At 58.8% G+C, this 24882-nt stretch carries 14 protein-coding genes and 3 pseudogenes; 12 read left to right on the plus strand and 5 right to left on the minus strand.

All coding sequences use genetic code 11. The features are described 5' to 3' along the window. Positions 1-16 precede the first annotated feature (16 nt). Positions 17-1096, minus strand: coding sequence for a hypothetical protein (locus tag M0746_RS12765; RefSeq protein WP_258449427.1), 1080 nt, complete (start codon positions 1094-1096; stop codon positions 17-19). A gap of 333 nt (positions 1097-1429) precedes the next feature. On the opposite strand from M0746_RS12765, the gene M0746_RS12770 reads away from it, so the two are divergent. The 10 genes and pseudogenes from M0746_RS12770 (at position 1430) to M0746_RS12815 (ending at position 14402) form a co-directional block, all read left to right on the plus strand. Continuing rightward, complete coding sequence (locus M0746_RS12770; RefSeq protein WP_258449428.1) at positions 1430-2299, plus strand: lipase family alpha/beta hydrolase; 870 nt, start codon at positions 1430-1432, stop codon at positions 2297-2299. A gap of 97 nt (positions 2300-2396) precedes the next feature. Then, the gene (locus M0746_RS12775; protein ID WP_016774509.1) at positions 2397-2678 is read left to right on the plus strand and encodes a peptidylprolyl isomerase; all 282 of its coding nucleotides are present in this window, start codon (positions 2397-2399) and stop codon (positions 2676-2678) included. Between the two features lie 130 nt (positions 2679-2808). Beyond that, positions 2809-4676 (plus strand): annotated as a pseudogene (locus M0746_RS12780) (extracellular solute-binding protein). Continuing rightward, the gene (locus tag M0746_RS12785; protein WP_258449429.1) at positions 4676-5737 is read left to right on the plus strand and encodes a microcin C ABC transporter permease YejB; all 1062 of its coding nucleotides are present in this window, start codon (positions 4676-4678) and stop codon (positions 5735-5737) included. Before M0746_RS12780 ends, M0746_RS12785 begins: the two are co-directional and overlap by 1 nt. Further along, entirely contained in the window at positions 5737-6759 is a 1023-nt protein-coding gene (locus M0746_RS12790) for an ABC transporter permease (protein WP_258449430.1), read from the plus strand. Before M0746_RS12785 ends, M0746_RS12790 begins: the two co-directional genes overlap by 1 nt. A 9-nt stretch (positions 6760-6768) precedes the next feature. Continuing rightward, positions 6769-8343, plus strand: a complete 1575-nt coding sequence (locus tag M0746_RS12795; RefSeq protein ID WP_258449431.1) for an ABC transporter ATP-binding protein — start codon at positions 6769-6771, stop codon at positions 8341-8343. A gap of 168 nt (positions 8344-8511) precedes the next feature. Further along, positions 8512-9918 (plus strand): sigma-54 interaction domain-containing protein, encoded by a 1407-nt coding sequence (locus M0746_RS12800; protein ID WP_258449432.1) that lies wholly within the window; start codon positions 8512-8514, stop codon positions 9916-9918. Between the two features lie 284 nt (positions 9919-10202). Then, complete coding sequence (locus tag M0746_RS12805; RefSeq protein WP_258449433.1) at positions 10203-11594, plus strand: GntP family permease; 1392 nt, start codon at positions 10203-10205, stop codon at positions 11592-11594. Between the two features lie 7 nt (positions 11595-11601). Further along, positions 11602-12375 carry a 3-hydroxybutyrate dehydrogenase gene (gene hbdH / locus M0746_RS12810; protein WP_208937635.1) on the plus strand — a complete coding sequence of 258 codons (774 nt, stop codon included), beginning with the start codon at positions 11602-11604 and terminating at the stop codon, positions 12373-12375. A 71-nt stretch (positions 12376-12446) separates the two neighbouring features. Further along, positions 12447-14402, plus strand: coding sequence for an acetoacetate--CoA ligase (locus tag M0746_RS12815; RefSeq protein WP_258449434.1), 1956 nt, complete (start codon positions 12447-12449; stop codon positions 14400-14402). A 23-nt stretch (positions 14403-14425) separates the two neighbouring features. Here the strand turns inward: M0746_RS12815 and M0746_RS12820 are convergent, their stop codons facing one another. Next, positions 14426-18268 carry a hypothetical protein gene (locus M0746_RS12820; protein ID WP_258449435.1) on the minus strand — a complete coding sequence of 1281 codons (3843 nt, stop codon included), beginning with the start codon at positions 18266-18268 and terminating at the stop codon, positions 14426-14428. A 125-nt stretch (positions 18269-18393) separates the two neighbouring features. Then, positions 18394-19499: pseudogene (locus M0746_RS12825) on the minus strand (PilT/PilU family type 4a pilus ATPase). Positions 19500-19613: 114 nt separating this feature from the next. Between M0746_RS12825 and M0746_RS12830 the strand changes: the two are divergent. Both M0746_RS12830 and M0746_RS12835 read left to right on the plus strand, forming a co-directional pair. Continuing rightward, positions 19614-22151: a PAS domain-containing hybrid sensor histidine kinase/response regulator gene (locus tag M0746_RS12830; RefSeq protein ID WP_258449436.1), complete on the plus strand. Its 2538-nt coding sequence runs from the start codon at positions 19614-19616 to the stop codon at positions 22149-22151. 50 nt (positions 22152-22201) lie between these two features. Beyond that, on the plus strand, positions 22202-22477 hold the full coding sequence (locus tag M0746_RS12835; protein ID WP_007912322.1) for a peptidylprolyl isomerase: 276 nt from the start codon (positions 22202-22204) through the stop codon (positions 22475-22477). Positions 22478-22591: 114 nt separating this feature from the next. On the opposite strand, the pseudogene M0746_RS12840 reads toward M0746_RS12835, so the two are convergent. Beyond that, positions 22592-23523 (minus strand): annotated as a pseudogene (locus M0746_RS12840) (sugar kinase). A gap of 132 nt (positions 23524-23655) precedes the next feature. Next, positions 23656-24870 carry an amino acid deaminase gene (locus tag M0746_RS12845; RefSeq protein WP_258449437.1) on the minus strand — a complete coding sequence of 405 codons (1215 nt, stop codon included), beginning with the start codon at positions 24868-24870 and terminating at the stop codon, positions 23656-23658. Positions 24871-24882: the final 12 nt, after the last annotated feature.

Consider the following 24882-nt stretch of genomic DNA (forward strand, 5'->3'; position numbering starts at 1 on the left):
GCTGGTCACAGCAGCGCTAAGCCTCTACCCGTACCTGTGTTTCTGCCGACTCCTGACTGACGTCGTCCAGACGCTCAACCGTGTAGGCGACGCGTACCGTCGTGCCATGATGCTCACGCCAGAATCGATGCGGCACGATAAAGATCAGCGGCTTCCCTGCTGTCTCATGAGTGATCTCACGGTCATCGCGATGATTGAAAAGTTCTCCGTCACATTTGAGGTACACCAACTCCCCTTCCTGCGTTCGGGCATTACCGATCACGATGGTCACGCCATCGAGTGAATCCTCACAGTTCAGCACGCCGTCCGGCGCTTCCAGCACATCGGGGGCGTCCAGATCACCACGCACAAAAGGCCCCAGAACGACTCTCGTCACTTCGGACTCACGCACCGCGCCCCTGACGTCTTCGACCCGGTAACGCACCGTTAACTGCTCGCCGTCATGTCCGGCGATGTGCGCTCCATCAACCCAGAATGACAGCACGTCAGCCACGGCAAAGGCTTCGACCTTCAGGCTGTCCCTGAAGGACACAGGCAGCGCGTCGGTGCCCCACAGCAACGTGACCCTGTCGCCAGCCGCCATGCGCGCATAGGGTTGCATCACCACCAGCGTCCCCTCAGGCACCCGTGCCGGATCGAGCGTCCCGCCGATAACGCCTTCGACGATCGGTGCAAGCAACTGAGGCCGCGAATCACCGACCGACAATTGCAGCCGCGCCGACGATGAGGGTTCGGGGCAGCCGGCACTGACCCGGGTCCAGTAGATTTCCAGCGAACCACCGTCAAGCGCCGAGACATGCAGACCCTTGATGACGAAAACGACGTCCTTGCCAGCCTGGGTTTCGGTGACATACCGAACCATTTCATGCTGGTAAGCAAAACCTTCTACATCCAGCCCCTCCCAGCTAAGCAGCAAGCGGTCGCCGCAGGCCATGCCAGGATAAGGCGCGATGCGGACAACGACCCTGCCCAGCGCCGGATCAAGCACCGCGCCTTCGACGCAATCCAGGGTGACCGCTGGCAGCAGCTCACTGGACACATCGGCACCGACGGGGCGGCGCATCCGATAGCAAAACTCGACTTCGTGGGTGTTCATTAGTGGCTCCATTCCTTGGAAAAACGCCGCTTTGTGAGCGGCATCGACAGCACCCATTGAAAGCGATCCGGCGTATTTCCGCTGTCAGCCCGGTTCGCCGCACGCATCCGTTAAAAGCTGCGCGGGGAGTAGGCAAACAGTGCGAATTCGACATCGAACACGCGAAAGATGGCGGCAACTTCCGATTCGGAGTTCATAAGTATCTGAAAATTCGTACAACCCCTAGTCCAGATTCACCAGCCAAGAGAAGCCTCTTCTTACTTCTTCAACGGGATGAGTGTTTTAGAGTGGCGTCCGTATTCCCCAATGAACTTCTGTGAAAAAGGTAAGAACATGCAACGGAATGCTTCAACTCGTTATCCCATCCTGTTGGTACACGGCCTGTTCGGATTCGAGCGCATCGGCCATTTCGAGCTGTTCCATGACGTCAAGAACGCTCTGAAAACAGCCGGCAGCCAAGTGTTCGTCCCACACCTTTCTGCTACCCATAGAAATGAAACAAGGGGTGAGCAGCTGCTTGCACAGATTGATCGTGTCCTGCGGGGCACAGGTGCGAAGAAAGTCAACCTCATTGGGCATAGTCAGGGAGCATTGGCCGCTCGATACGCTGCAGCGCTCGCACCACACGCCGTTGCATCGGTGACTTCGGTCAGTGGCCCTAATCACGGATCCGAACTGGCGGATTTTCTGCGCAAGGCACTGATACCGGGGAGATTGCCTGAAACCGTCGCGCAGAACGTGGCAACCTTGTTTTCGAACTTTCTGTCATTGATCAGTGGCAACCTGACGTTGCCGCAAAATGCATTGGCGGCGCTCAACGCACTGACGACGGAGGGGGTCGGCGATTTCAATGATCGCTTTCCGCAGGGCCTGCCCAAAACATGGGGTGGTCAGGGAGCGGAACAGGTCAATGGGGTGCGTTATTACTCCTGGAGCGGCGTGATCGCCACGCAGAACCCGTCGCCACTCGATCCGACGCAAAGCGTCTGTCAGGCACTTTCCCAATACTTCATGACCGAGACAGAGCAGAACGACGGGTTCGTCGGTCGTTTCAGCTCACACTTGGGGCAAGTGATTCGCTCGGACTATCAGTTCGATCATTTAGCCACGCTGCGTCGCCCGGCCGGCACAGTGACAGCTCTGCCCGACCCTATTGCACTGTACGTCGAACACGTCGAACGTTTGTGCGCAGCCAGGCTGTGATTTGCTTCACGGGAAAAGCAACGGAACTTTGCCGGGAAATCAATCACTGAATCCGGTAGGCTCCGCATTTTACTGAACTACATTGGAGAAATTTCCCATGGCTAAAGCCACTGCCCGCCACATCCTGGTTTCCAGCGAAGACAAGTGCAACGAACTCAAGGCCCAGATCGAAGCCGGCGCCGATTTCGCCGAAGTGGCCAAGGCCAACTCCAGCTGCCCGTCGAGCCGTCAGGGCGGTGACCTGGGCTCGTTCGGTCCTGGCCAGATGGTCAAGGAATTCGACACCGTCGTGTTCAGCGCGCCGATCAATGTCGTGCAAGGCCCGGTGAAGACCCAGTTCGGTTACCACTTGCTCGAAGTCACCAGCCGTCAGGACTGATTCGTCGTCTGACTGCCCGCAACGGCCCGCCCTATGGCGGGCCGTTGTGTTTCAGTTACACATACGGCTGGCGACCGACGCGCCTCTCGCGTACAACTTGCGCTTATCGATTCAAGTCCCAAGGCTGACAATGCGACTGCTTTTCCCCACATTGATGCTCGCCGCCCTCGCCCTGCTGACGGCTGGCGCAAGCGCGAACGCCGCACCGCAACATGCCCTGACCGTTTATGGCGAGCCTGCCAAGTACCCCGCCGGCTTCAGCCATTTCGACTACACCAATCTGCAGGCGCCCAAGGGCGGCACGATGCGCCGCTCGGCGATCGAAATCGGCCACTTCGACCACGTCCTTCCGTACATCGACAAAGGCATCGGCGTCACCCAGATCGATGGCTTGCTGTACTCGCCCTGGCCCAGCGCTCGCTTGATGAGCCTTACACGGTATATGGCCTGGTCGCGCAAAAGATGGAGCGTTCGGACGACGGCCTGTCGCTGCGTTTCTTCATCAATCCCAAGGCACGCTTTGCCGACGGCAAAGCAATTACCGCCGAAGACGTGCGTTACACCTATGATCTGTTGATGACCCAGGGCAGCCTGCGCTATCGGACCCAGTTTGCCGACGTCAAAGGCGTCGAAGTGGAAGCGCCGCTGACCGTGCGCTTCGATTTCAAGAGCAACGAAAACCGCACCCTGCCCCTCGATATCGCGACATTGCCAGTGTTCCCCGAGCATTGGTGGAAAACCCGTGATTTCGCTAGTGGCGGCGGTTACGAGGCGCCTTTGGGCAGCGGCCCCTATCGAGTCGGCAAGGTCGACTCGGGGCGCAGCATTACCTTTGAACGCAACCCCGACTGGTGGGGCAAAGACTTGCCGGTCAGTCGCGGCTTGTACAACTTCGATCACTTCAGCATTGAATACTTCGGTGACACCGATGTCGCCCGGCAAGTGCTGCGCGGCGGCGCCTATGACTACAACCGCGAGTTCTCGGCCACCGGCTATTCGATCGGCTATGACAGCCCCGCGCTGAGTGACGGGCGTCTGCAAAAAGCGCATCTGGCGACCGAAGCGCCCCAATCAGCTCAGGGCTTCGTGTTCAATTTGCAAAAGCCGATGTTCGCCGACCGGCGTGTGCGCCAGGCACTGGCGATGCTCTGGGATTTCGAGTGGAGCAACCGGCAAATGATGCGCAGCCTGTACATCCGCCAGCAGAGCTACTTCTCCAACACGTCGCTCGCTGCGACCGATTTACCCGATGCGCAAGAACTGAAAATCCTTGAACCGTTGCGCGGGCAGATTCCCGACGAGGTGTTCAGCAAAGTCTTCGAAGCGCCGAAAACCGATGGCAGTGGCGTGATCCGCGACAAGCAGCTGCAAGCCCTTGAACTGCTCGAACAAGCCGGCTGGAAACCTGATGGCGATCAATTGGTCAACGCCCAGGGCGAGCCGCTGAGCTTCACTTTTCTGGTCAGCCAGAACGGCATGGATCGTCTGCTGCTACCGTATAAACGCACGCTGAAACAGATCGGTATCGAGCTCAATATCCGCCGCATCGATTCGTCGCAATACGTCAACCGGCTGATGAGTCGCGATTACGACATGATCGTCACGGGCTATCCGGTCACCACATCCCCCGGCGGTGAGCTGTTGAACTACTTTGGCTCGGCCTCCGCCAACGATCCCGGCGCCAACAACTACATGGTGTTGAAAAACCCGGCGGTGGATACCTTGATCAATGGCCTGGTTCGCGCGTCCACCCAGGCCGATATGCTGCGCTATGCGCATGCGCTGGACCGCGTCCTGCAATGGAATTACTACTGGATCCCCAATTACTATCCGCCCGGCACTTCGACCGTGTGGTGGAATCGTTTCGGCATACCGACGATTCAGGCCAGCAATGACGAAGCGATCGAGAGCTGGTGGGAAATCAGCCGCACGCCGCTGACCAACCAACAGATGACCGCCGAGAAAATTGCTCGTGGCAGACCCGGAGGGCCGCACTGATGTGGGGTTACATACTGCGGCGCCTGCTGCTGATCATCCCGACGCTGGTGATCATTCTACTGGTCAATTTCGTGATCATTCAGGCCGCTCCCGGCGGCCCGGTGGAACAGGCCATCGCTCATCTGCAAGGGATCGGTGGTGCCAGCGTCGGCGGCGGTGCCAGCGAGACTGCCAGCGGCGCCTCGCGCGCCAGCCGTGGCCTCGATCCGCAACTGATCAAGGACATCGAGAAACAATACGGCTTCGACAAACCGGCTCATGAGCGCCTGTGGCTGATGCTGAAAAATTATGCGCAGCTGGACTTCGGCAAGAGTTTTTTCCGCGGCGCCACAGTCACCGATCTGATCCTGGAAAAGATGCCGGTGACCATTTCCCTCGGCTTATGGGCAACATTGATTACCTATCTGGTGTCGATTCCGCTAGGAATTCGCAAGGCGGTACACCATGGCAGTCATTTCGATGTCTGGAGCAGCACCGCGATCATCATCGGCTACGCGATGCCGGCATTCCTGTTTGCGATGTTCCTGATCGTGGTATTTGCCGGTGGAACCTCACTGAACTGGTTTCCGGTGCGCGGCCTGGTCTCGGACAATTTCGAATCCCTGTCGACCCTGGGCAAGATCGCCGACTACTTCTGGCATCTGGTGCTGCCCGTGACGGCGCTGGTGATCGGCGGCTTTGCGACGCTGACGATCCTGACGAAAAACTCCTTTCTCAATGAGATCACCCGCCAGTATGTGGTGACTGCACGCGCGAAGGGCCTGAGCGAACGCCGGGTGCTGTATGGCCATGTGTTCCGCAACGCCATGCTGCTGGTGGTGTCGGGAATCCCCCAAGCGTTCATCAGTGTGTTCTTCGCCGGCTCCCTGCTGATCGAAGTGATCTTTTCGCTCGATGGACTCGGACGCATGAGCTACGAAGCGGCGGTTTCGCGGGATTATCCGGTAGTGTTCGGCTCGCTGTTCATTTTCACCCTGTTCGGCCTGCTGATAAAACTGGTTGGCGACCTGTGTTACACCCTGGTCGATCCGCGCATCGACTTCGCCGCGAGGAACGCCTGATGTTCAAGCTCTCGCCGTTGGGCCGCCGCCGTTTCGAGCGTTTCAAGAAAAACCGTCGCGGCTGGTGGTCACTGTGGCTGTTTATCGGCCTGTTTGTGCTGACACTCGGCGGCGAATTGATCGCCAACGACAAGCCGTTGATCGTCAGTTATCAGGGCCAGTGGTTCTTTCCGGTGTTCAAGCGCCACACCGAGCAGGAGTTCGGCGGACAGCTGCCGTTCCAGGCCGATTATCGCAGCGACTATGTGCAGAACCTGATTCGCAAGGACGGCGGTTGGCTGCTGTTCCCGCCGATCCCGTTCAGTGATGACACGCCGAACTATGATCTCAATAAACCAGCGCCCAGCCCGCCTACATCGGTGAACTGGCTAGGGACTGACGATCAGTCGCGGGATGTGCTGGCACGGGTGATTTTCGGCGCGCGGGTGTCGATCCTGTTTGCCTTGATGCTGACGTTTGTCAGCGCATTGATCGGCATTGCTGCCGGTGCATTGCAGGGCTACTACGGCGGCTGGGTCGACTTGCTTGGGCAACGGCTGCTGGAAGTCTGGTCGGGGTTGCCGGTGTTGTACCTGCTGATCATTCTTTCCGGTTTCGTCGAGCCGAATTTCTGGTGGTTGCTGGGGATCATGGCACTGTTTTCGTGGTTGGCGTTGGTGGACGTAGTGCGCGCCGAGTTCCTGCGCGGGCGCAATCTGGAATACGTCAAAGCCGCCCGTGCGCTGGGCCTCAGCGACCGCAAGGTGATTTTCCGGCACATTCTGCCCAACGCGATGAACGCAACCTTGAGCTACCTGCCGTTCATTCTGACCGGAGCGATCTCGACCCTGACTGCGCTGGATTTTCTGGGGTTCGGCATGCCCGCCGGCAGTGCCTCGCTGGGCGAGTTGATTGGCCAGGGCAAACAGAACCTGCAAGCCCCTTGGCTCGGCCTGACGGCGTTCTTCACGCTGGCGCTGATTCTGTCTCTATTGGTATTCATCGGCGAAGCGTTGCGTGACGCATTCGATCCAAGGTCCTGAAGTGTGCACATGACTGATCACCTGATTGAAATCCGTAACCTCAATGTCGCGTTCCATGGCCAGACCGTGGTGCGTGACCTGTGCCTGGATATCCGCCCCGGCGAATGTCTGGCACTGGTCGGCGAATCCGGCTCGGGAAAGTCGGTCACTGCGCACTCCATCCTGCAGTTATTGCCTGAATCCGAAGCGCAAACCAGCGGCAGCATTCGTTACCGTGGACAGGAACTGCTCGGCGCGGATCCCAAAGTCTTGCGCGAACTGCGCGGCAACCGCATCGCGATGATCTTTCAGGAGCCGATGACCTCGCTCAATCCGCTGCACACCATCGAAAAACAAATTGGCGAGACGCTTCTGTTGCATCGCGGCCTCGGCGGCAAAGCAGCGCAGCAACGCATTCTCGAATTGCTTGGCCTGGTCGGCATTCAGAAGCCAAAAGAGCGCTTGAAGGCTTACCCGCATCAGCTGTCGGGCGGGCAGCGGCAACGGGTCATGATCGCCATGGCGCTGGCGTGCGAACCGGAATTGTTGATCGCCGACGAACCGACCACCGCGCTCGACGTCACGGTGCAGCGCAAGATTCTGCTGCTGCTCAAATCCCTGCAGAAGCGTCTGGGCATGTCGCTGCTGCTGATCAGCCATGACCTCAATCTGGTGCGCAGCATCGCTCAGCGTGTGTGCGTAATGAAGGCAGGCGAAATCGTCGAGCAGGCACCCTGCGAAGCCTTGTTCACCGAGCCAAAGCACCCTTACAGCTGTGTGCTGCTCAACGCCGAACCCGAGGGCGAAGCGTTGCCGCGGGACGAGCGTGAGAATGTGCTGGAGGTCGATGACCTGAAGGTCGAGTTCGCCGTCGCTGGCGGGCTGTTTCAGCGCAAGCAGTACCTGCGCGCGGTGGATGGCATCAGCCTGAATATTCAGCGCGGCAAGACGCTGGGCATCGTCGGCGAATCGGGCTCAGGCAAGTCGACGCTGGGACAGGCGATCCTGCGCTTGCTCGACTCCGAAGGCAGCATCCGTTTCCAGGGCGAGGCGCTCGACGCTCTCAATCAGAAACAGATGCGCCCATGGCGGCGGCAGATGCAGGTGGTTTTTCAAGACCCGTTCGGCAGCCTCAGCCCGCGAATGTCGGTCGCGCAGATCATCAGCGAAGGCCTCGAAGTGCATTGTGAGTCCAGCGCGGATGAGTGCGATGAGCAAGTGATCCGCGTGCTCAAGGAGGTCGGTCTCGATCCGGAAAGTCGTCATCGTTATCCCCACGAGTTTTCCGGTGGGCAACGTCAGCGCATCGCCATCGCCCGGGCACTGGTGTTGAAACCGGCGCTGATCCTGCTCGACGAGCCAACGTCGGCGCTGGATCGCACAGTGCAGAAACAAGTGGTCGCCCTGCTCCGCCAGTTGCAGGAAAAGCACGGTCTGACGTACCTGTTCATCAGCCATGACCTGGCCGTCGTCCGCGCGCTGGCCCATGACATGATTGTGATCAAGGACGGTAAAGTCGTTGAGCGTGGTGCCAGCCATGAGGTGTTCGATGCGCCGCAGCACCCGTATACCAAAGAGCTGTTGGCGGCGGCGCATCCGGGGTAGGCATAATCGGTGTTCGACCCGATACCGCGTCGCGGCTTTCGCGAGCAGGCTCGCTCCCACAGGGTTCACCGCTGCTCACGCATCGTGTGAAGATCATTCCACTGTGGGAGCGAGCCTGCTCGCGAAAGGGGCCGGCACAGGCCACATACAATCAGGATCAGCCGCCAGATGAACACCACCGAAAGCCTCAAGGACTACCAACGCGTTCGCACGCTGGCGATCCGCTCGCTGTTCGAGATCATCGAGCAGTCCAGCGAAGGCACGGTAATTGTCGATCGGGACGCCAACATCGTCTGGATGAACGAGCGCTATGCCCGGCGCTTCGGCCTTGAATCGGCTGCCAGCGCGATCGGCAAGGCCTGCGAAAGCGTAATTCCCAGCAGCCTGTTGCGCGAAGTGGTTCGCACCGGACGGCCGATTCTGCTCGACATGCAAGACACGCCCAAAGAGCCATTGGTGGTGATGCGTCTGCCGATCCATGACGATGCCGGCACGGTGATCGGCGCGATCGGGTTTGCCCTGTTCGATGAGTTGCGCACGCTGTCGCCCATGCTCAAGCGCTACCTGAGCATGCAGGAAGAACTGGCCTCGACCCGTTCGCTATTGCGCGCCCGCCAGACCAAATACAACTTTGCCCATTTCATCGGCACCAGCGCCGCCAGTCTTGAAGTCAAACGCCGCGCCCGGCGCAGTGCCAGTGCCGAATCGCCGGTATTGCTGCTCGGAGAAACCGGCACCGGCAAGGAACTGCTCGCTCAAGCGATCCACAGCGCATCGCCCCGCGCGCACAAAGCCTTTGTCAGCATCAACAGCGCGGCGATCCCGGAAGCGCTGCTCGAAGCTGAATTTTTCGGCACGGCTCCCGGCGCGTTTACCGGTGCTGATCGCAAGGGGCGCACCGGCAAGCTGCAAATCGCTCAGGGCGGTACGCTGTTTCTCGACGAGATCGGCGACATGCCGCTGCCACTGCAGAGCAAGTTGCTGCGCGTTCTGCAGGAAAAAGAGTTTGAACCGGTTGGCTCCAACGAAGTGATTCAAAGCGACGTACGAGTCATTGCGGCGACGTCGACCGATCTGCAAGCGGCGATCAAGCGTGGCGAATTCCGCGCCGATTTGTACTATCGCCTGAATGTGCTGCCGATCCAGGTACCCCCCCTGCGCGAACGCCTCGATGATTTACCGGCACTCAGCGAAGCGATTCTGGAGGAGTTGCGCAGCCAGCACGAGCTGCACCGGGATGCGCTGACGTTGCTTGGCCAACATGCGTGGCCGGGCAACATTCGCGAATTGCGTAACGTGCTTGAGCGCGCGGCGCTACTCAGTGATGACTTGATTCTGACCGAGCAGGATCTGCGCGCAGCGATTGGCACGTTGACACCGGTTGAACGTACGTCCGCGCACGTGCCCGAAACGGCGACGGTAGAAACCTACGCGCAGGCGCGGGAGCGCTTCGACCGGCAATTGATACAGGCCGCACTGGCAAAAAGCGCGGGCAAAGTGCCGGAAGCAGCGGCCCGGCTGGGGCTCGGGCGGTCGACGTTGTACAAGAAAATGGTGGCGTTGGGGATTGCCTGATCCATCTTTTGAGATCCGGTCTCTTTATTGAGACAACTGCAAAAGCTTCGCGAGCAGGCTCGCTCCCACGGATAAAACGCGCGCCAAATGTGGGAGCGAGCCTGCTCGCGAAGACGCCGGATCATGCACCGCTATCTCACAATAGAGACATCTTGTTCTCAAACTTCCGCCATTCACTCAATAACATCTTATATTTCAACCAGTTAACCAATTGGCATAAATCTCGCTAACACCTCTCCACACCCGTTCCACCCACAAAAATAACAATTCTGGAGAGACACACCATGAGTGTGATCATTGCCTTGGCAGCCCTCGCGTTGCTGATGCTGGCCGCCTACCGTGGCTACAGCGTTATCCTCTTCGCCCCGATTGCCGCGCTCGGCGCGGTCCTGCTCACCGACCCTTCCGCCGTTGCGCCCGCCTTCACCGGGGTGTTCATGGAAAAAATGGTCGGCTTCATCAAACTGTATTTTCCGGTGTTCCTGCTCGGCGCAGTGTTCGGCAAGCTGATCGAGCTGTCGGGTTTCTCCCGCTCGATTGTCGCTGCGGCGATTCGCCTGCTCGGCACTCGCCAGGCCATGCTGGTGATCGTGCTGGTTTGCGCGTTGCTCACCTATGGCGGCGTGTCGTTGTTCGTGGTGGTGTTTGCGGTGTATCCGTTTGCTGCCGAGATGTTCCGCCAGAGCAACATCCCCAAACGGCTGATCCCGGCGACCATCGCCCTCGGCGCGTTTTCCTTCACCATGGACGCCCTGCCCGGCACCCCGCAGATTCAGAACATTATTCCCAGCACGTTCTTCAACACCACCGCGTGGGCGGCGCCATGGCTGGGTGTGATCGGCACGATTTTCGTGTTTTGTGCCGGCATGCTGTTTCTTCAACGCCAGCGCAACAAGGCGCAGCGTGCTGGTGAGGGCTACCGCACCGAACTGCGCAACGAACCGGAAACCGCTGAAGACCTGAAACTGCCCAATCCGTGGCTTGCCCTATCGCCACTGCTCGCGGTAGGCATCATGAATCTGCTGTTCACCCACTGGATTCCGCAGTGGTACGGCAAGACCCACAGCCTCGCGCTGCCGGGCATGACCACGCCGGTCACCACCGAGATCGCCAAGCTCACGGCGATCTGGGCAGTACAGGCGGCGTTGCTGGTCGGCATTCTGATGGTGCTGGCGTTCGGCTTTCAGGCGATTCGCAGCAAGCTCGCCGAAGGCAGCAAGAGCGCGGTTAGCGGTGCACTGCTGGCGGCGATGAACACCGCGTCCGAATACGGTTTTGGCGCAGTGATCGCGTCGCTGCCGGGTTTTCTGGTGCTGGCGGACTGGCTCAAACAGATTCCCAATCCACTGGTCAACGAAGCCATCACCGTCACCCTGCTGGCCGGCATCACCGGCTCGGCATCCGGCGGCATGAGCATTGCGCTGGCGGCGATGTCCGAGCAGTTCATCAGCGCCGCCAATGCTGCAAACATTCCGCTGGAAGTGCTGCACCGCGTGGCCGCCATGGCCAGCGGCGGCATGGACACCCTGCCGCACAACGGCGCGGTGATTACTCTGTTGGCGGTGACCGGGCTGACCCACCGCGAAGCCTATAAAGACATTTTCTGTATTACGCTGATCAAGACCCTGGCGGTTTTCGTAGTGATCGGCACCTTCTACGCCACTGGCATTGTGTGAGGTATTCATGACGACTCTTTCCGGCAAGACCGCACTGGTTACCGGCTCCACCAGCGGCATTGGCCTAGGCATCGCAATGAGCCTGGCCAAGGCAGGCGCCAATCTGATTCTCAACGGTTTTGGCGATGCGTCGGCAGTGATTGCCGAAGTCGGCCAGTTTGGTGGCAAGGTCGGCCACCATCCGGCGGACGTCAGTGACCCCGCGCAAATTGCCGAGATGATCGCCTACGCCGAGCGCGAATTCGGCGGCGTGGATATCCTGGTCAATAACGCCGGCATTCAGCATGTCGCGGCGGTCGAGGAGTTTCCGGTCGAGCGTTGGGACTCGATCATCGCCATCAACCTGTCCTCTGTTTTCCACAGTACCCGCCTGAGCCTGCCGGGCATGCGCCGCAAAAACTGGGGACGGATCATCAATATCGCCTCGGTACACGGCCAGGTCGGCTCGACCGGTAAAGCCGCGTACGTGGCCGCCAAGCACGGCGTGATCGGCCTGACCAAAGTGGTCGGCCTGGAAACCGCGACCAGCCATGTCACCTGCAACGCCATTTGCCCGGGCTGGGTACTGACGCCGCTGGTGCAGAAGCAGATCGATGATCGGGCCGCCAAAGGTGTCGATCCGCAGCAGGCGCAGCATGACCTGCTGGCCGAGAAGCAACCGTCGCTGGAGTTCGTTACACCGCAGCATCTGGGCGAACTGGTGTTGTTCCTGTGCAGCGAGGCTGGCAGTCAAGTGCGTGGCGCGGCGTGGAATATTGATGGCGGCTGGCTCGCGCAATAACGCCGCCTCTGTGGAGCGAGCAGGCTCGCTCCCATGGGGAGCTCCATCAATTCGATAAAAAGAGGCAAGCAATGTCCGATATCCTCTGGCAACCCGACGCCAACCGTATCGCCCTATCACGCATGGATGCGTTTCGCCATGCGATCAACCAACGCCACGATCTGAACATCGACGACTACCCCGCCCTGCACCACTGGAGCGTCGAGCAGCGTGCGGATTTCTGGCAGGCGATTGTCGACTTTTTCGAGATCCGCTTTCACGCCCAGCCCGATGCAGTGCTGCGCGAAGGCACACAAATGCCCAGCGCCGAATGGTTTCCCGGCGCAACGCTGAACTTCGCCGAACACCTGCTACGCCGTCGTGACGATGCCGTGGCGGTAGTCAGCGTGGCGGAGAACGGTCAGCGCGAGCAATTGACCTGGGCCGAACTGGCCGAGCATGTCGCCGGTTTCCAGGCCAGCTTGCAGGCGGCCGGCGTGGGCCTCGGTGATCGGGTCGCGGCATGCATGCCCAATACCTGGCAAACGCTGGTGGCGATGCTCGCAACCACCAGCCTCGGAGCGATCTGGTCGTGCTCGTCGCCGGATTTCGGCACGCACGGTGTCATCGACCGTTTCGGCCAGATTGAACCGAAAGTGCTGCTGACGTGCGCCGCTTACCGCTACGCCGGCAAGACCATCGACCAGACCGACAAGATCAACGGCATCCTCGAACAGCTGCCGACGCTCAAACAATTGATCATCGTCCCCTACGCCGATCCACAAGCGCGCATAGAGGTGTACCAGACACAAGCTGCAGTGAGCGCGTGGGAAGACTTCTACGCAGCGGGCGGCGAAGCGCATTTCGTGCCGGTGCCGTTCAATCATCCGTTGTATGTGCTGTATTCCAGCGGCACCACCGGCGTGCCGAAGTGCATCGTCCACAGCACCGGCGGAGTGCTGCTGCAACACGTCAAGGAACACGGGCTGCATTGCGATCTCGGCCCCGGCGACCGGCTGTTTTATTACACGACGTGCGGCTGGATGATGTGGAGCTGGTTAGTCTCTGCACTGGCGGTCGGCAGTGCCGTGGTGCTGTATGACGGCTCGCCGTTTCAACCGGATCACCAGCGTTTGCTCGACTTGATCGACGATGAGCGCATCAGCGTGTTCGGCACCAGCCCGAAGTTCCTCGCTACCCTGGAAAGCAGCGGTGCCCGCCCCCGCGACAGCCATGATCTGGGTAGCCTGAAAACCCTGCTGTGCACCGGCTCGGCGCTGTCGCCGCAGAGTTATGACTATGTCTACCGCGAGATAAAAAGCGATCTGTGTCTGGCCTCGATGTCCGGCGGCACCGATATTGTCTCGTGCTTCGTCAACGGCAATCCGCTGTCGCCGGTAAGACGCGGTGAAATCATGGGCAAGAGCCTGGGCATGGCAGTCGAGGTCTGGAACGAGGCTGGCCAAACGGTCATTGGCGAGAAAGGTGAGCTGGTCTGCACCCGGCATTTTCCGGCCATGCCGATCGGTTTGTGGAATGACCCGGACGGAACAAAGCTGCGCCAATCGTATTTCAGCCTGTTTCCCGGCGTCTGGGCACAGGGCGATTACGCTGAACAATTGCCGCACGGTGCGATGTTGATCCATGGGCGTTCGGATGCCGTGCTTAACCCCGGCGGCGTGCGCATCGGCACGGCGGAAATCTACCGTCAGGTCGAAAAGCTCGGTGAAGTGCTGGACAGCGTCGCCATCGGCCAGCAGTGGCACGATGATGTGCGGGTCGTGTTGTTCGTGAGATTGAGTGAAGGGCTGCGACTGGACGAAGACCTCGAACAGCGCATTCGCCACGTGATCCGCGCCAATACCACCCCAAGGCATGTACCGGCGAAGATCATTGCAGTGACGGACATTCCGCGCACCATCAGTGGCAAGATTGTCGAACTGGCGGTACGCGAGGTGGTACACGGGCGGCCAGTGAAAAACACCGATGCGCTGGCCAATCCCGAAGCGCTGGAGCAGTTTCGGGATCGGCCGGAGCTGGAAACCTGATACAAGAGGTTTGAGCCCGATAACTACACCGCTCTGGTCCAGCCTTCTACCAGGGGTGGATCAGTCAAGTCGTGTGTTGCTGCGGCGTTCAGCTTGATCACGACGGGGCCGACAACCGTGCCACTGTCTTTTTCAATGGCTGCGCGAAGTACACTCAGATTGCTTTCGAAGGTCACTTTATCAGTGCTCATCTGGCTAAGGAGCGATGTGAGCACTGCCAAAGAATCAGCGTTCTCAAAGGCCTTGGTAACAGGGTGAAAAACGTTGCCGGAATCTGCAACCGCCAGTCGGCCCTTTGCAAGATTGAGCAGTGCAGTCACGTCCAACTGTTGTCCGGCGCCTACAGCATCAACATCCATGGCATAGCTGACATCGTTGTTCTGAGCGACCCCATGAAACAACTCGTGGATCACGTCATCCGCTACCACGTCATGGTTCATGCCTTTATCGAGGAACTGTCTGTTGATATTGGGTGTATTGATCTGGATAAACGGAATCGGGCCAGCCCCACCGGCGCGTTTCCATTTCTGGTAAGCATCCGGATCAAACTCAGCGACGTTGTTCGTATGCTTGAGCGGATCAAGAACAAAGTTGCTCATGGAAACGCCGGCAAAATCCGCTCTGACCAACCTTAGATAATCCAGCACGCGATTCACCGCATCATTTGACGTCTGGCCCATGAATATTTTAATCAGAGCATCGCGCTCAGCCCGATAATCATGGTTCGTTAACACACTGATCGCACTTTCGATTTTTGCCCGTACTCGCGGCAAGCTTTGCTCGATGAACAGACGCGTGTAATTGACAGGCAGTGTGCGATTGGACTGCGGCAACAACATCGAACCCGTAGCGTTGAAATGTTCCAGAGCCGGGCCCCAAGGCTTGCCCAGTCGATCCATTGCGTACCACTTGAAGTCCTTGCGCAACGCTAGAACCCCTAGCGTGTCGGAAGCCGAAGCGTTGGGTCGCCAGGTACCATGGACCGCAGATACATTATTGGCTGAGCGAATCAGATTCCTCGCCTTGCTACTGCCATGCAACGTGGTTAACTGAGATTTGGCCAGTCCCAGAAGTTCAAGCGTTGGCTTGCTGAATCGCAGGACACCCTTGTGAACGAGCTTGCCGACGCCGAATACTGCCGTCGGTACCCCATCCACCGGATTGAAAACCGATACCGAGCTCGCCACCACCAGTTTAGTCACGCGCGCAGCTTTGCTAGCAGCTGATATCGCCTTGGCGGAAATGCTCAAAGCCTTGACCCCGGCGCCATAGAATGCACCTCCAAGGGCAATGGCATCCATCACGCAACCGTATATGCCATCGACGACGCGATTATGCTCACCACTCGATATGTCCTCGATGCACTTTTTGAAAGGTACGGCAAGATCAACAAAGTAAGTGGCGATTTTCTCGCCTTTGGCTCGCTCGCTCTCTAGCTCCGTTGGCACCGTTGCAGCAGCCTCCAGATCATCAAATTTAATAACAGGATGATGGGTGATGATGAACTCGGCAAGGCGCACGAGTTGCGGATTACTGAAGTTTTTGTAAACACTCTGCTCCAGCATTACGGGGTTCGGATCAGCTTTCAACTGGCCCAGTTTTTCCGCAATTGCTTGACCAGAACCCAAAGCAAATTCCGAAGATTCGCCATGTGCGTACTTGAAAAAATCAATATCAAAGAACGATTTGGCGACTGGACTGTTTCGCGCTTTGAGATCGCCGCTAAAATCAAGCCTGGCAGGCTGATGTAACACGCCATGCGCGATCAGCGTATTTCCCAACTGATTGTTTTTAACCAACTCCCCTCTCAAAGTGAACAGCTCATAGGTCGTAACTTCATTGCCATTTGCCACGCACATTACAAGCCCGAAGCGCGCGGTAGCGGCATCCTTGCCTTGCCGCGTTTCGTAGCCCATTTCATAGGTAAACGGTCCGCCAAAACGAGTTGACGACGTTTCAATCGCGTTATCGCGGAAGGTAAAAAAGGTCACGTCGCCCGTCAGAAAAGCCCGTAAATCCGCATGCGGCATATTGGAAAGCGCCAGCTTCACCGTAGCCACCAAAGAGCGATTGAGTTTTTCCAGATACACCCGTAATTGCCGACGGTACTCATGATCATTGGGGCGCAGGCGACGAAGTCGGGGAAACTCTTCGTAAATACTCGCAACCGAAGGGTCGTGATATTTTGGCCGCGTGTAATCGGTCACGCCAGCGTGCAGCGTAGGATCAGTGGAATAGACGTTATCCGGGAAGACTTCACGCCGATCCCATTCCCCTCCGGACAAATCGCCGGACATATGCAAATCGATCATGCATGCGGCCGTTGGAGACGCGTACAAGCCCGGATGCTGGTACAGCACTTTGTCTTCCAGAAAATCACACAGCGGTGCCGCGTCTTCCAGCGCCTCTTTAGCGATACGACGCCTGTCCGGCAGAGGTCCGAAACGCGGTACGAAGTTGTCTGCATATTCCTGAAACGCGGTCAGCGCGCGCTCTGTTGTTTCTTTTTCCCTGCTCGCCAATGCAGACGATGTCACCACTCCATTGATCAATGCCCAATCGACCATCGGGCCGATCATTGCCATGTCCCGCAGATGCACTTGTGCTTCGTTCAAGGGCTGCAGTTCGGCATAGGCAATCATCTGTGCATGGCTCATCACGCGCGAAGCGCCCTTTCGCACCGCCTCGGCCAGCACGACGGCGCGGCAGTAATTCATCCATTCCACCGATCCCATCACTAATGAAGGTGGAGTACCCTTGACCAGAAATTCCGGAGCAAGGCCGGCGAGCAACAAGTGCGCGGCCACCGGTGCCAGATTGGCTGCCGCCATTTTCTTTGCAACCAGAAACGCCTGTAACTCCTGGTAAACGATCGCGGATGTTCGTCCAACATTGCCCGGAGCATAAAGCTCAAAGCCGGCGATGGATTTGCGCACAGAATTACCGCCAATCGAAGGATCGATGTCGAGCAAAATTGCGGTGACCAATAGCTGGTCGAGACCCCGATCTGATGGCTCATCTTCCGGTTGGGAGCCGAACCACTGCAACTTCTTCAGGTAAGCAGTGGCCAGATCTCGTGAAGAGGCCTGACTGAGCACACGGCCAATCCAGCCAGCAGCATTTTCGTCGGTGACAACTGTTTGCCCACTATTGCGGTGCAGGAACTCCAATAGTTTCTGGCCTGACCCGATCAGTTGCCTGGTCACCGAACGTATGGCTTGACATTGTTCGGCCGACAGCTCAATCAGTGCATGATCTTCCGCATCCAGCTGCCCCCAGAAATTGCCCAGCGCATCCACTTCCGGGTTGAACTCAAAATAACCGATCAGATTCTGCGTTTGTGCGAGAGTTTGCGGAACGGGCAGATTGTGAAACGTGAGCCACTGATCAATATCGACGTAATCATTGTCGTAGATATAGCCACCCGCTTGTTTAGCGACGTCACCGACCAACAGAACATTTTTATAGAGATTGGTGACACTGGGGACATTATCAATATCCACTTCCTGCCAAATAGCGCTAGCTTGCCGAAAGACCTCAAGTGTGCCTTTCTCATTTACCCGAACAAACTCATTACTGAACGCGCGATGGCGACGCAGCTCGCTCATGATCCTGGCGTTGTTGAGCAGCTTGTTCCAGAGCGCACGCCCGGGATTATAAACCTCATAAAACGAAGAACCCGCCAACACGTCAACAGGGTAGCCCTGCCAACTATAAAATGGATCAACCCCTTGTTCTTTTATTCCATCTCGCAACTGAGCAAGTACGGCAGCTCGTTCTTCAGCATCAAACGCTTCCCGACGGCTTTGTTCTTGTTGAGCTACACCATAAGACTTGAATAGCTTCCTTGAAACTTCAGACGACATCACAATTCCCTTATAAATATTAATGCGCTTCAACTGCGCCAGTAGAATTAAACCCACTCACACCAGAAACGCCACCACGCTTTTATAAGTTCATGTGTAAATCACAAAAACAGTTGCAGCCAAAACTACTCCAGCAACCCCCAGTCACCGGCATCTCTCGTCTTGCTCACACCTTCAACTTGCAACTTCATTTTCAACTTCAAATTAGTGCCTGAGTCAGCATATTTTAACGCCTCTTCCTCGCTTATTACCCCCCATCAAACAATTCGAACAATGATTGATCAAACGTCTGCATACCCACTGCAGCGGATTTTTCCATGATCCCTTTGAGTTCGCCTAATTCATTGCGGCGTATTAGATCGCTAATGGTCGACGTCCCTAACATCACCTCTGCTACCGCCCGTCGCTGTCCATCAACCGTGCGTACAAGCCGCTGTGAAATACATGCTTTCAAGTTATTACCCAAAGTCTGCAGCAACTGCGGCCGCCGCTCTTCCGGGAACATATTGATAATTCGATCCAGCGCCTGATTGGCGTTGGTGGCATGCAGGGTCGACAACACCAGGTGCCCGGTATCGGCAAACGCCAAGGCATGCTCCATGGTTTCGCGGTCACGGATTTCACCGATCAGCACCACATCCGGCGCCTGACGCAGGGTATTTTTCAACGCCGCGTGAAAACTGCGAGTATCGACGCCGACCTCTCGTTGATTGACGATCGAGCGCTGATGCCGATGGATGTACTCGATCGGGTCTTCGATGGTGATGATGTGCCCGGTACTATGGCGGCTGCGATGATCGATGAGTGCAGCCAGAGAGGTCGATTTGCCTGAATTGGTCGCGCCGACGAACAGAATCAGCCCATGCTTGAGCATGATGGTGTCGAGCAGGACCGGCGGCAGCTTCAGATCGGCGAACCGCGGGATATCCAGTTTGACGTTACGAATGACGATCGATACGTCGTTGCGCTGCTTGAAAATGTTCACCCGAAAGCGGCCGATGCCCGTTCGGGAGATTGCCAGATTCATTTCCAGATCCCGGTCGAACTCCCGTTGCTGCTCGGCGTCCATCAATGAGGCAGCGATGGCGGCGGTATCGCCGAGTTTGAACGGCTGATCGCCCAGCGCGACGAGCACGCCGTCGATCCGCGCGCTGGGTGGTGCGCCCGTGGAAAGGAACAGGTCCGAACCGTTTTTATTGGACAAAATTGACAACAGCGCATCGATTTCCATGGCAAAAAGCACCCGCGAAGCATTCAATGAACAGAAAGTGGCCTGCACCTGACGCAAGCCTGTTTGCAACAATGATAGACGCCGCCTTACCCAACCATGCTCAGGACCGATGTAATGAACGCTGTACCGATTCCCGATGATGCCCAGGCACTGCTCACCCGCACCGACTGGAGTCGCGGCCCGTTGGGCGCTGCCGAAAGCTGGCCGCAGAGCCTGCGCACCGCGGTCGACATCGTCATTCACTCGCCCATGCCCATGGTGTTGCTGTGGGGCCCGCAGCTCACGCAGATCTACAACAACGGTTTTGCCATGCTTGCCGGGCAGAAGCATCCGCAGGCGTTCGGGCAACCAGCGCATGAAATCTGGCCGGAACTTCGCGCCTTTACCGACCCGATCTACTCTGCCGTCCTGCAAGGCCAGGTGCGCACCTACAGCGAACGGCGCTTCACCTTGCAGCGTGACGGCAAAGACTGCGATTTCTGGCTTGACCTGACCTACAGCCCGATTCGCGACGAATCCGCGCAAGTCGCCGGGATTCTGGTTACGGCCATTGAAACCAACGAACGCCGACGCGTTGCGCTGGAGTTGCAGCGCCGCTCCGAAGAGAGCCTGCAGGCACAACGGGAAACCGAAGAACGTCTGCAACTGGCTCTGGCCGCCACCGACGCGGTCGGCACCTGGGACTGGAACATCGGCGAAGACCGCTTTATCGCCGACGCGCATTTCGCCCAGTTGCATGGCGTCGACCCGACGCAGGCGCGGCAGCTGCCAATCAGCGAATACCTGCAAGGCGTACACCCGGAAGACCGCGCCATGGTCGCGCGCAGCATCAAACACTGCATTACCCACGGCACCGAGTACGCCGAGGAATATCGCTTGCTGCAGCATGACGGCGAGGTGCGCTGGGTGTTTGCGCGGGGGCGCTGTTACAAGGATCACCATGGCCGGCCGACGCGCTTTCTCGGCGCGGCGCTGGACCTGACCGAACGCAAGCAGACTGAACAGGCATTGCGTCAGAGTCAGACCGAGCTGCAACTGATCATCAACGCCATGCCGATTCTGATCAGCTACGTTGATCGCGAAGAGCGCTTTCGCTTGAACAACGCGGCTTATCTGGACTGGTACGGGCTTACTCCGCAGGAACTGTTCGGGCGCACGATTCGCGAAGTGATCGGTGAAGAGGCGTATTTCCTGCGCCTGCCCTACATCGCCGAAGCGCTGGCGGGCAGGCCGTGTTCCTTCAGCCTGTATACGCCGCACCGCGACGGCAGCAACCGCCACGCGCTGATGAATTATCTGCCGCGTTATGGCGCCGACGGGGCGGTCAACGGCTTTTATATCTTTGTGATCGACGAGACCGAGCGCAAGAAAACCGAAGAGGCCCTGCGCAACCTCAACGAAACCCTCGAAGAACGCGTCAGTGCCCGCACCGAGCAACTGGCTCTGGCCAATCAGCGTTTGCAGAGCGAAATGTTCGAACGCGAGCGCGCAGAAGATGCCTTGCGTCATGCGCAGAAAATGGAAGCGGTCGGTCAGCTCACCGGTGGCATCGCCCACGACTTCAACAACATGCTGACCGGGATCATCGGCAGTCTCGACTTGATGCAGCGCTACATTGCCAACGGCCGGGCCGACGAGATCGGCCGGTTTACCGAAGCGGCGGTGTCTTCGGCCAACCGCGCGGCGGCGCTGACCCACCGCTTGCTCGCGTTCTCGCGGCGCCAGTCACTGGACCGCAAAACCCTCGATGTCAATGTGCTGGTGCTATCGCTGGAGGATCTGATCCGCCGGACCAAGGGCGATCCGATCGAACTCAAACTGCAACTGACCGATGGGGTGTGGCCGGTCAGCACCGACGTCAGCCAACTGGAAAACGCCCTGCTCAACCTGGTGATCAACGCCCGCGATGCCATGCCCGATGGCGGCGAGTTGCTGATCGAGACCGCCAACGTCTATCTCGACGGCAGCGACATCACCACGCTTGAACCGGTCAAGGCTGGCGATTACCTGATGCTGGCGGTCAGCGACAACGGCACCGGCATGACCCCCTCGGTGCGCGCCAAAGCGTTCGATCCGTTTTTCACCACCAAGCCGATCGGCCAGGGCACCGGCCTGGGGTTGTCGATGATTTATGGTTTTGCCCAGCAATCCGGCGGGCATGTCAGCCTCGACAGCTTGCCGGGCCAAGGCACTTGCGTGCGTTTGTATCTGCCGCGCCTGCACGGCGTCGAAGCGCAACAAGCCACGCAACCTGCCCTTGAGCAAACGCCGACCATCGCCACCGGGGAAACCGTGATGGTGGTCGAGGACGACCCGGCGGTGCGCATGCTGGTGCTCGATCTGCTCCGGGAACTGGGGTATCAAACCTACGAAGCCGTCGACGCGAAAACCGCCCTGCCCCTGCTCGAATCCAGCCGCCGCGTGGACCTACTGGTCACCGATGTCGGCTTGCCGGGCATGAACGGTCGGCAGCTGGCAGAGATTGCCCGCCAGCATCGGCCGGGGCTCAAGGTGCTGTTCATGACCGGCTATGCGCAGAAAGCCGCCGAACGCCAGGGCTTCCTTGAGGACGGCATGGACATGGTCGCCAAGCCGTTCGCGGTCGAACTGCTGGCCAGCAAGATCCGCACGATGACCAGCCAAACCCTGTGACTTGAGGCATAATCCGCGCCCCGCCGTCACCCCGTTATCAGGACCGCCCGATGAAAGCCCAAGCCCGCCACATTCTGGTGAAAACCGCCGAAGAGGCCGAACAGCTCAAACAACGTATCGCCAAGGGTGAGGCGTTCGACGTGCTGGCGAAGAAATTTTCCACCTGCCCGTCGGGCAAGCGCGGCGGCGACCTGGGTGAAGTGCGCCCGGGGCAGATGGTTGGTGCGATTGATGCGGTGATCTTCAAAAAACCGTTGCGCACCGTGCACGGGCCGATCAAGAGCAAGTTTGGTTATCACTTGGTTCAGGTGTTTTACCGGGATTAGGGGTTGGCTTGCGGGCCTCTTCGCGAGCAGGCTCGCTCCCACAGGGGATCGTATTTCAAATGTGGGAGCGAGCCTGCTCGCGAACCGATTGCGCAGCAAGCGGCCATGCAAAACCTATTTCGGAATCAACGCCCCCGGCACCTGAATTACCCGGCTCGCCAACAGATGACCGGCTTGCGCTGCCTCAGCGGGACTGCCACCGGACAGACGACTGGCGAGATACGCCGCACTGAACGAATCCCCGCCGCGGTGGTATCCACCACCTTCTCGACCCGTTGCGCCGGCACTTCATACGCCTCACCGTCGCAGCGAATCAGACAAGCCTCGGCGCCGCGCTTGAGCACCACTTCCGGCGTGCCGATCTGCGCATACGCCGCAAAAACTTCAACGCAGTCCGGGAAGCCGAACAGCGCCTGCTCGTCATCCACCGTCAATAACGCCAGATCAACGTAAGGCAAAATACTGCGATACGCCGCTCTCGCTTCTTCGACAGAAGCCCACAGTCGCGGCCGGTAGTTGTTGTCGAAGACGACGCGCGCATCGTTTTGCCGCGCGTTGATCAGGGTTTCGATCAGTCTTTCCCGGCCCTTTGCACCGAGTACAGCGAGAGTGATACCGCTGAAATACAGCACGTCATAATCGGGCAACGCCGCCAGCACTGGCTCGGCGGCCGGCGTGGTGAAGCACTCGCGGACGGCGGCTTCGTTGCGCCAATAAAGGAAACGTCGCTCACCGTTGGCGTCGGTCTGAATGCAATACAAACCGGGCAAACGACCCGGCAAACGCTGGACCAGATCCAGGCCGATGCCCTCGCTGGCCCAGATCTGGCACATGGCGTCACTGAAACTGTCATCGCCCAATGCGGTGACGTAGTCGACCTGTGCCTGATCGCCCATGGCGCGGGACAGGTACACCGCGGTGTTCAGGGTGTCGCCACCGAAGCTCTGCTGCAGGCTGCCATCGGCGCGCTGCTGCAGTTCGATCATGCATTCGCCGATCAGGGCGATGCGCGGGGTGTTTGGGCCCAGGAGGCTGAGGGTGTTCATTTGAGGGGTCTCTGATGGTTCGGTGGTGGCTGTGCCGCCGTCATCGCGAGCAGGCTCACTCCCTACAACTGGAATGCATTTCAAATGTAGCAGTGAGCCTGCTCGCGATCGACCGCGACGCGGTCTGAAGCCTTAGAAACACGTCTCCATGCTCTCGATCACCGTCAGTTGCTCATCCACCAGCAACCCCACCCGCCACTTGTCGAACGTCAGGCACGGGTGCGAGGTGCCGAAGGAAATGATATCGCCGACGCGCAATTCAACACCCGGCGCCACCGTCATGAACGCGTGCTGGTCCATCACCGCGGTCACTTTGCAGGCACTCACGTCATCGCCAACCGCGGGCACGGCACCGGCCTTGTAGCGCAGCAATGGCACCGGCAAACCGGCGTCGAAGGCCACATCACGCTTGCCCAGCGCAATTACCGCAAACCCCGGCTCCGGCAATGACTGCACATGCGCCCAGACTTCCAGCGCCGGGCGCAAGCCTTCGTGCAGATCGCTGCGCCGGTCGAGGACGCAGCATTGCGCATCCTTGTAGATGCCGTGATCGTGGGCGACGTAACTGCCCGGACGCAGCACGCTGAGAAAGCGTCCGGCGGCGTTTTGCGTCTCGAACGATTCGGCAATCAGGTCGTACCACGCCGAGCCGGACGCGGTGATGATCGGTTTGGCGATGGCAAACGCGCCGCTGTCCTGCAACTGCACGGCCAGACGTACCAACGAGGCGGCGAACTCGCGAATGCCACTGACGGCGTGATCGCCGTGGATCACCCCTTCGTAACCTTCGATGCCGGTCAGTGCCAGCGCCGGCTGGGCGTTGATCGCCTTGGCCAGTTCGATGACTTCCTGTTCGCTGCGGCAACCACAGCGCCCGCCGACGACGCCGTACTCGATCATCACGTTGAGCTTGAGCCCGCGCGAGGCGAAGTACGCGCCCAGGTTGGCGACGTTATCCGGGTGATCGACCATGCAGTGAAACTCGAATGCCGGATCGGCGAGTAAGTCGGCGATCAGCGCCATGTTCGGCGTGCCGACCAATTGGTTGGCCATCAATACCCGGCGCACGCCGTGGGCGTAGGCGGCACGGGTCTGGGTCGCGCTGGCGAGGGTGATGCCCCACGCACCGGCATCGAGCTGGCGCTTGAACAGCGCCGGAGTCATGCTGGTTTTGCCGTGTGGCGCGAGTTCGGCACCGCTGTCGCTGACGAACTTCTGCATCCAGCGGATGTTGTGCTCCAGCGCCTGGCGATGCAGCACCAGCGCGGGCAGGCTGACGTCGCGCACCAGCTGCGCGCCGATGGCCGCGTCGCCCTTTTGCACAGCATGATCATTGGCAGTCGTCATGGTCGAACTCCT

Source organism: Pseudomonas sp. S11P7 (assembly GCF_023195435.1).
In the GTDB taxonomy this organism is placed as follows: domain Bacteria; phylum Pseudomonadota; class Gammaproteobacteria; order Pseudomonadales; family Pseudomonadaceae; genus Aquipseudomonas; species Aquipseudomonas fluorescens_G.

Excerpts from the sequence above, each read along its gene's own strand:
- M0746_RS12765 (WP_258449427.1), bottom strand. The coding sequence starts at position 1,096 with ATGAACACCCACGAAGTCGAGTTTTGCTATCGGATGCGCCGCCCCGTC.
- M0746_RS12770 (WP_258449428.1), top strand. The coding sequence starts at position 1,430 with ATGCAACGGAATGCTTCAACTCGTTATCCCATCCTGTTGGTACACGGC.
- M0746_RS12775 (WP_016774509.1), top strand. The coding sequence starts at position 2,397 with ATGGCTAAAGCCACTGCCCGCCACATCCTGGTTTCCAGCGAAGACAAG.
- M0746_RS12785 (WP_258449429.1), top strand. The coding sequence starts at position 4,676 with ATGTGGGGTTACATACTGCGGCGCCTGCTGCTGATCATCCCGACGCTG.
- M0746_RS12790 (WP_258449430.1), top strand. The coding sequence starts at position 5,737 with ATGTTCAAGCTCTCGCCGTTGGGCCGCCGCCGTTTCGAGCGTTTCAAG.
- M0746_RS12795 (WP_258449431.1), top strand. The coding sequence starts at position 6,769 with ATGACTGATCACCTGATTGAAATCCGTAACCTCAATGTCGCGTTCCAT.
- M0746_RS12800 (WP_258449432.1), top strand. The coding sequence starts at position 8,512 with ATGAACACCACCGAAAGCCTCAAGGACTACCAACGCGTTCGCACGCTG.
- M0746_RS12805 (WP_258449433.1), top strand. The coding sequence starts at position 10,203 with ATGAGTGTGATCATTGCCTTGGCAGCCCTCGCGTTGCTGATGCTGGCC.
- hbdH (WP_208937635.1), top strand. The coding sequence starts at position 11,602 with ATGACGACTCTTTCCGGCAAGACCGCACTGGTTACCGGCTCCACCAGC.
- M0746_RS12815 (WP_258449434.1), top strand. The coding sequence starts at position 12,447 with ATGTCCGATATCCTCTGGCAACCCGACGCCAACCGTATCGCCCTATCA.
- M0746_RS12820 (WP_258449435.1), bottom strand. The coding sequence starts at position 18,268 with ATGTCGTCTGAAGTTTCAAGGAAGCTATTCAAGTCTTATGGTGTAGCT.
- M0746_RS12830 (WP_258449436.1), top strand. The coding sequence starts at position 19,614 with ATGAACGCTGTACCGATTCCCGATGATGCCCAGGCACTGCTCACCCGC.
- M0746_RS12835 (WP_007912322.1), top strand. The coding sequence starts at position 22,202 with ATGAAAGCCCAAGCCCGCCACATTCTGGTGAAAACCGCCGAAGAGGCC.
- M0746_RS12845 (WP_258449437.1), bottom strand. The coding sequence starts at position 24,870 with ATGACGACTGCCAATGATCATGCTGTGCAAAAGGGCGACGCGGCCATC.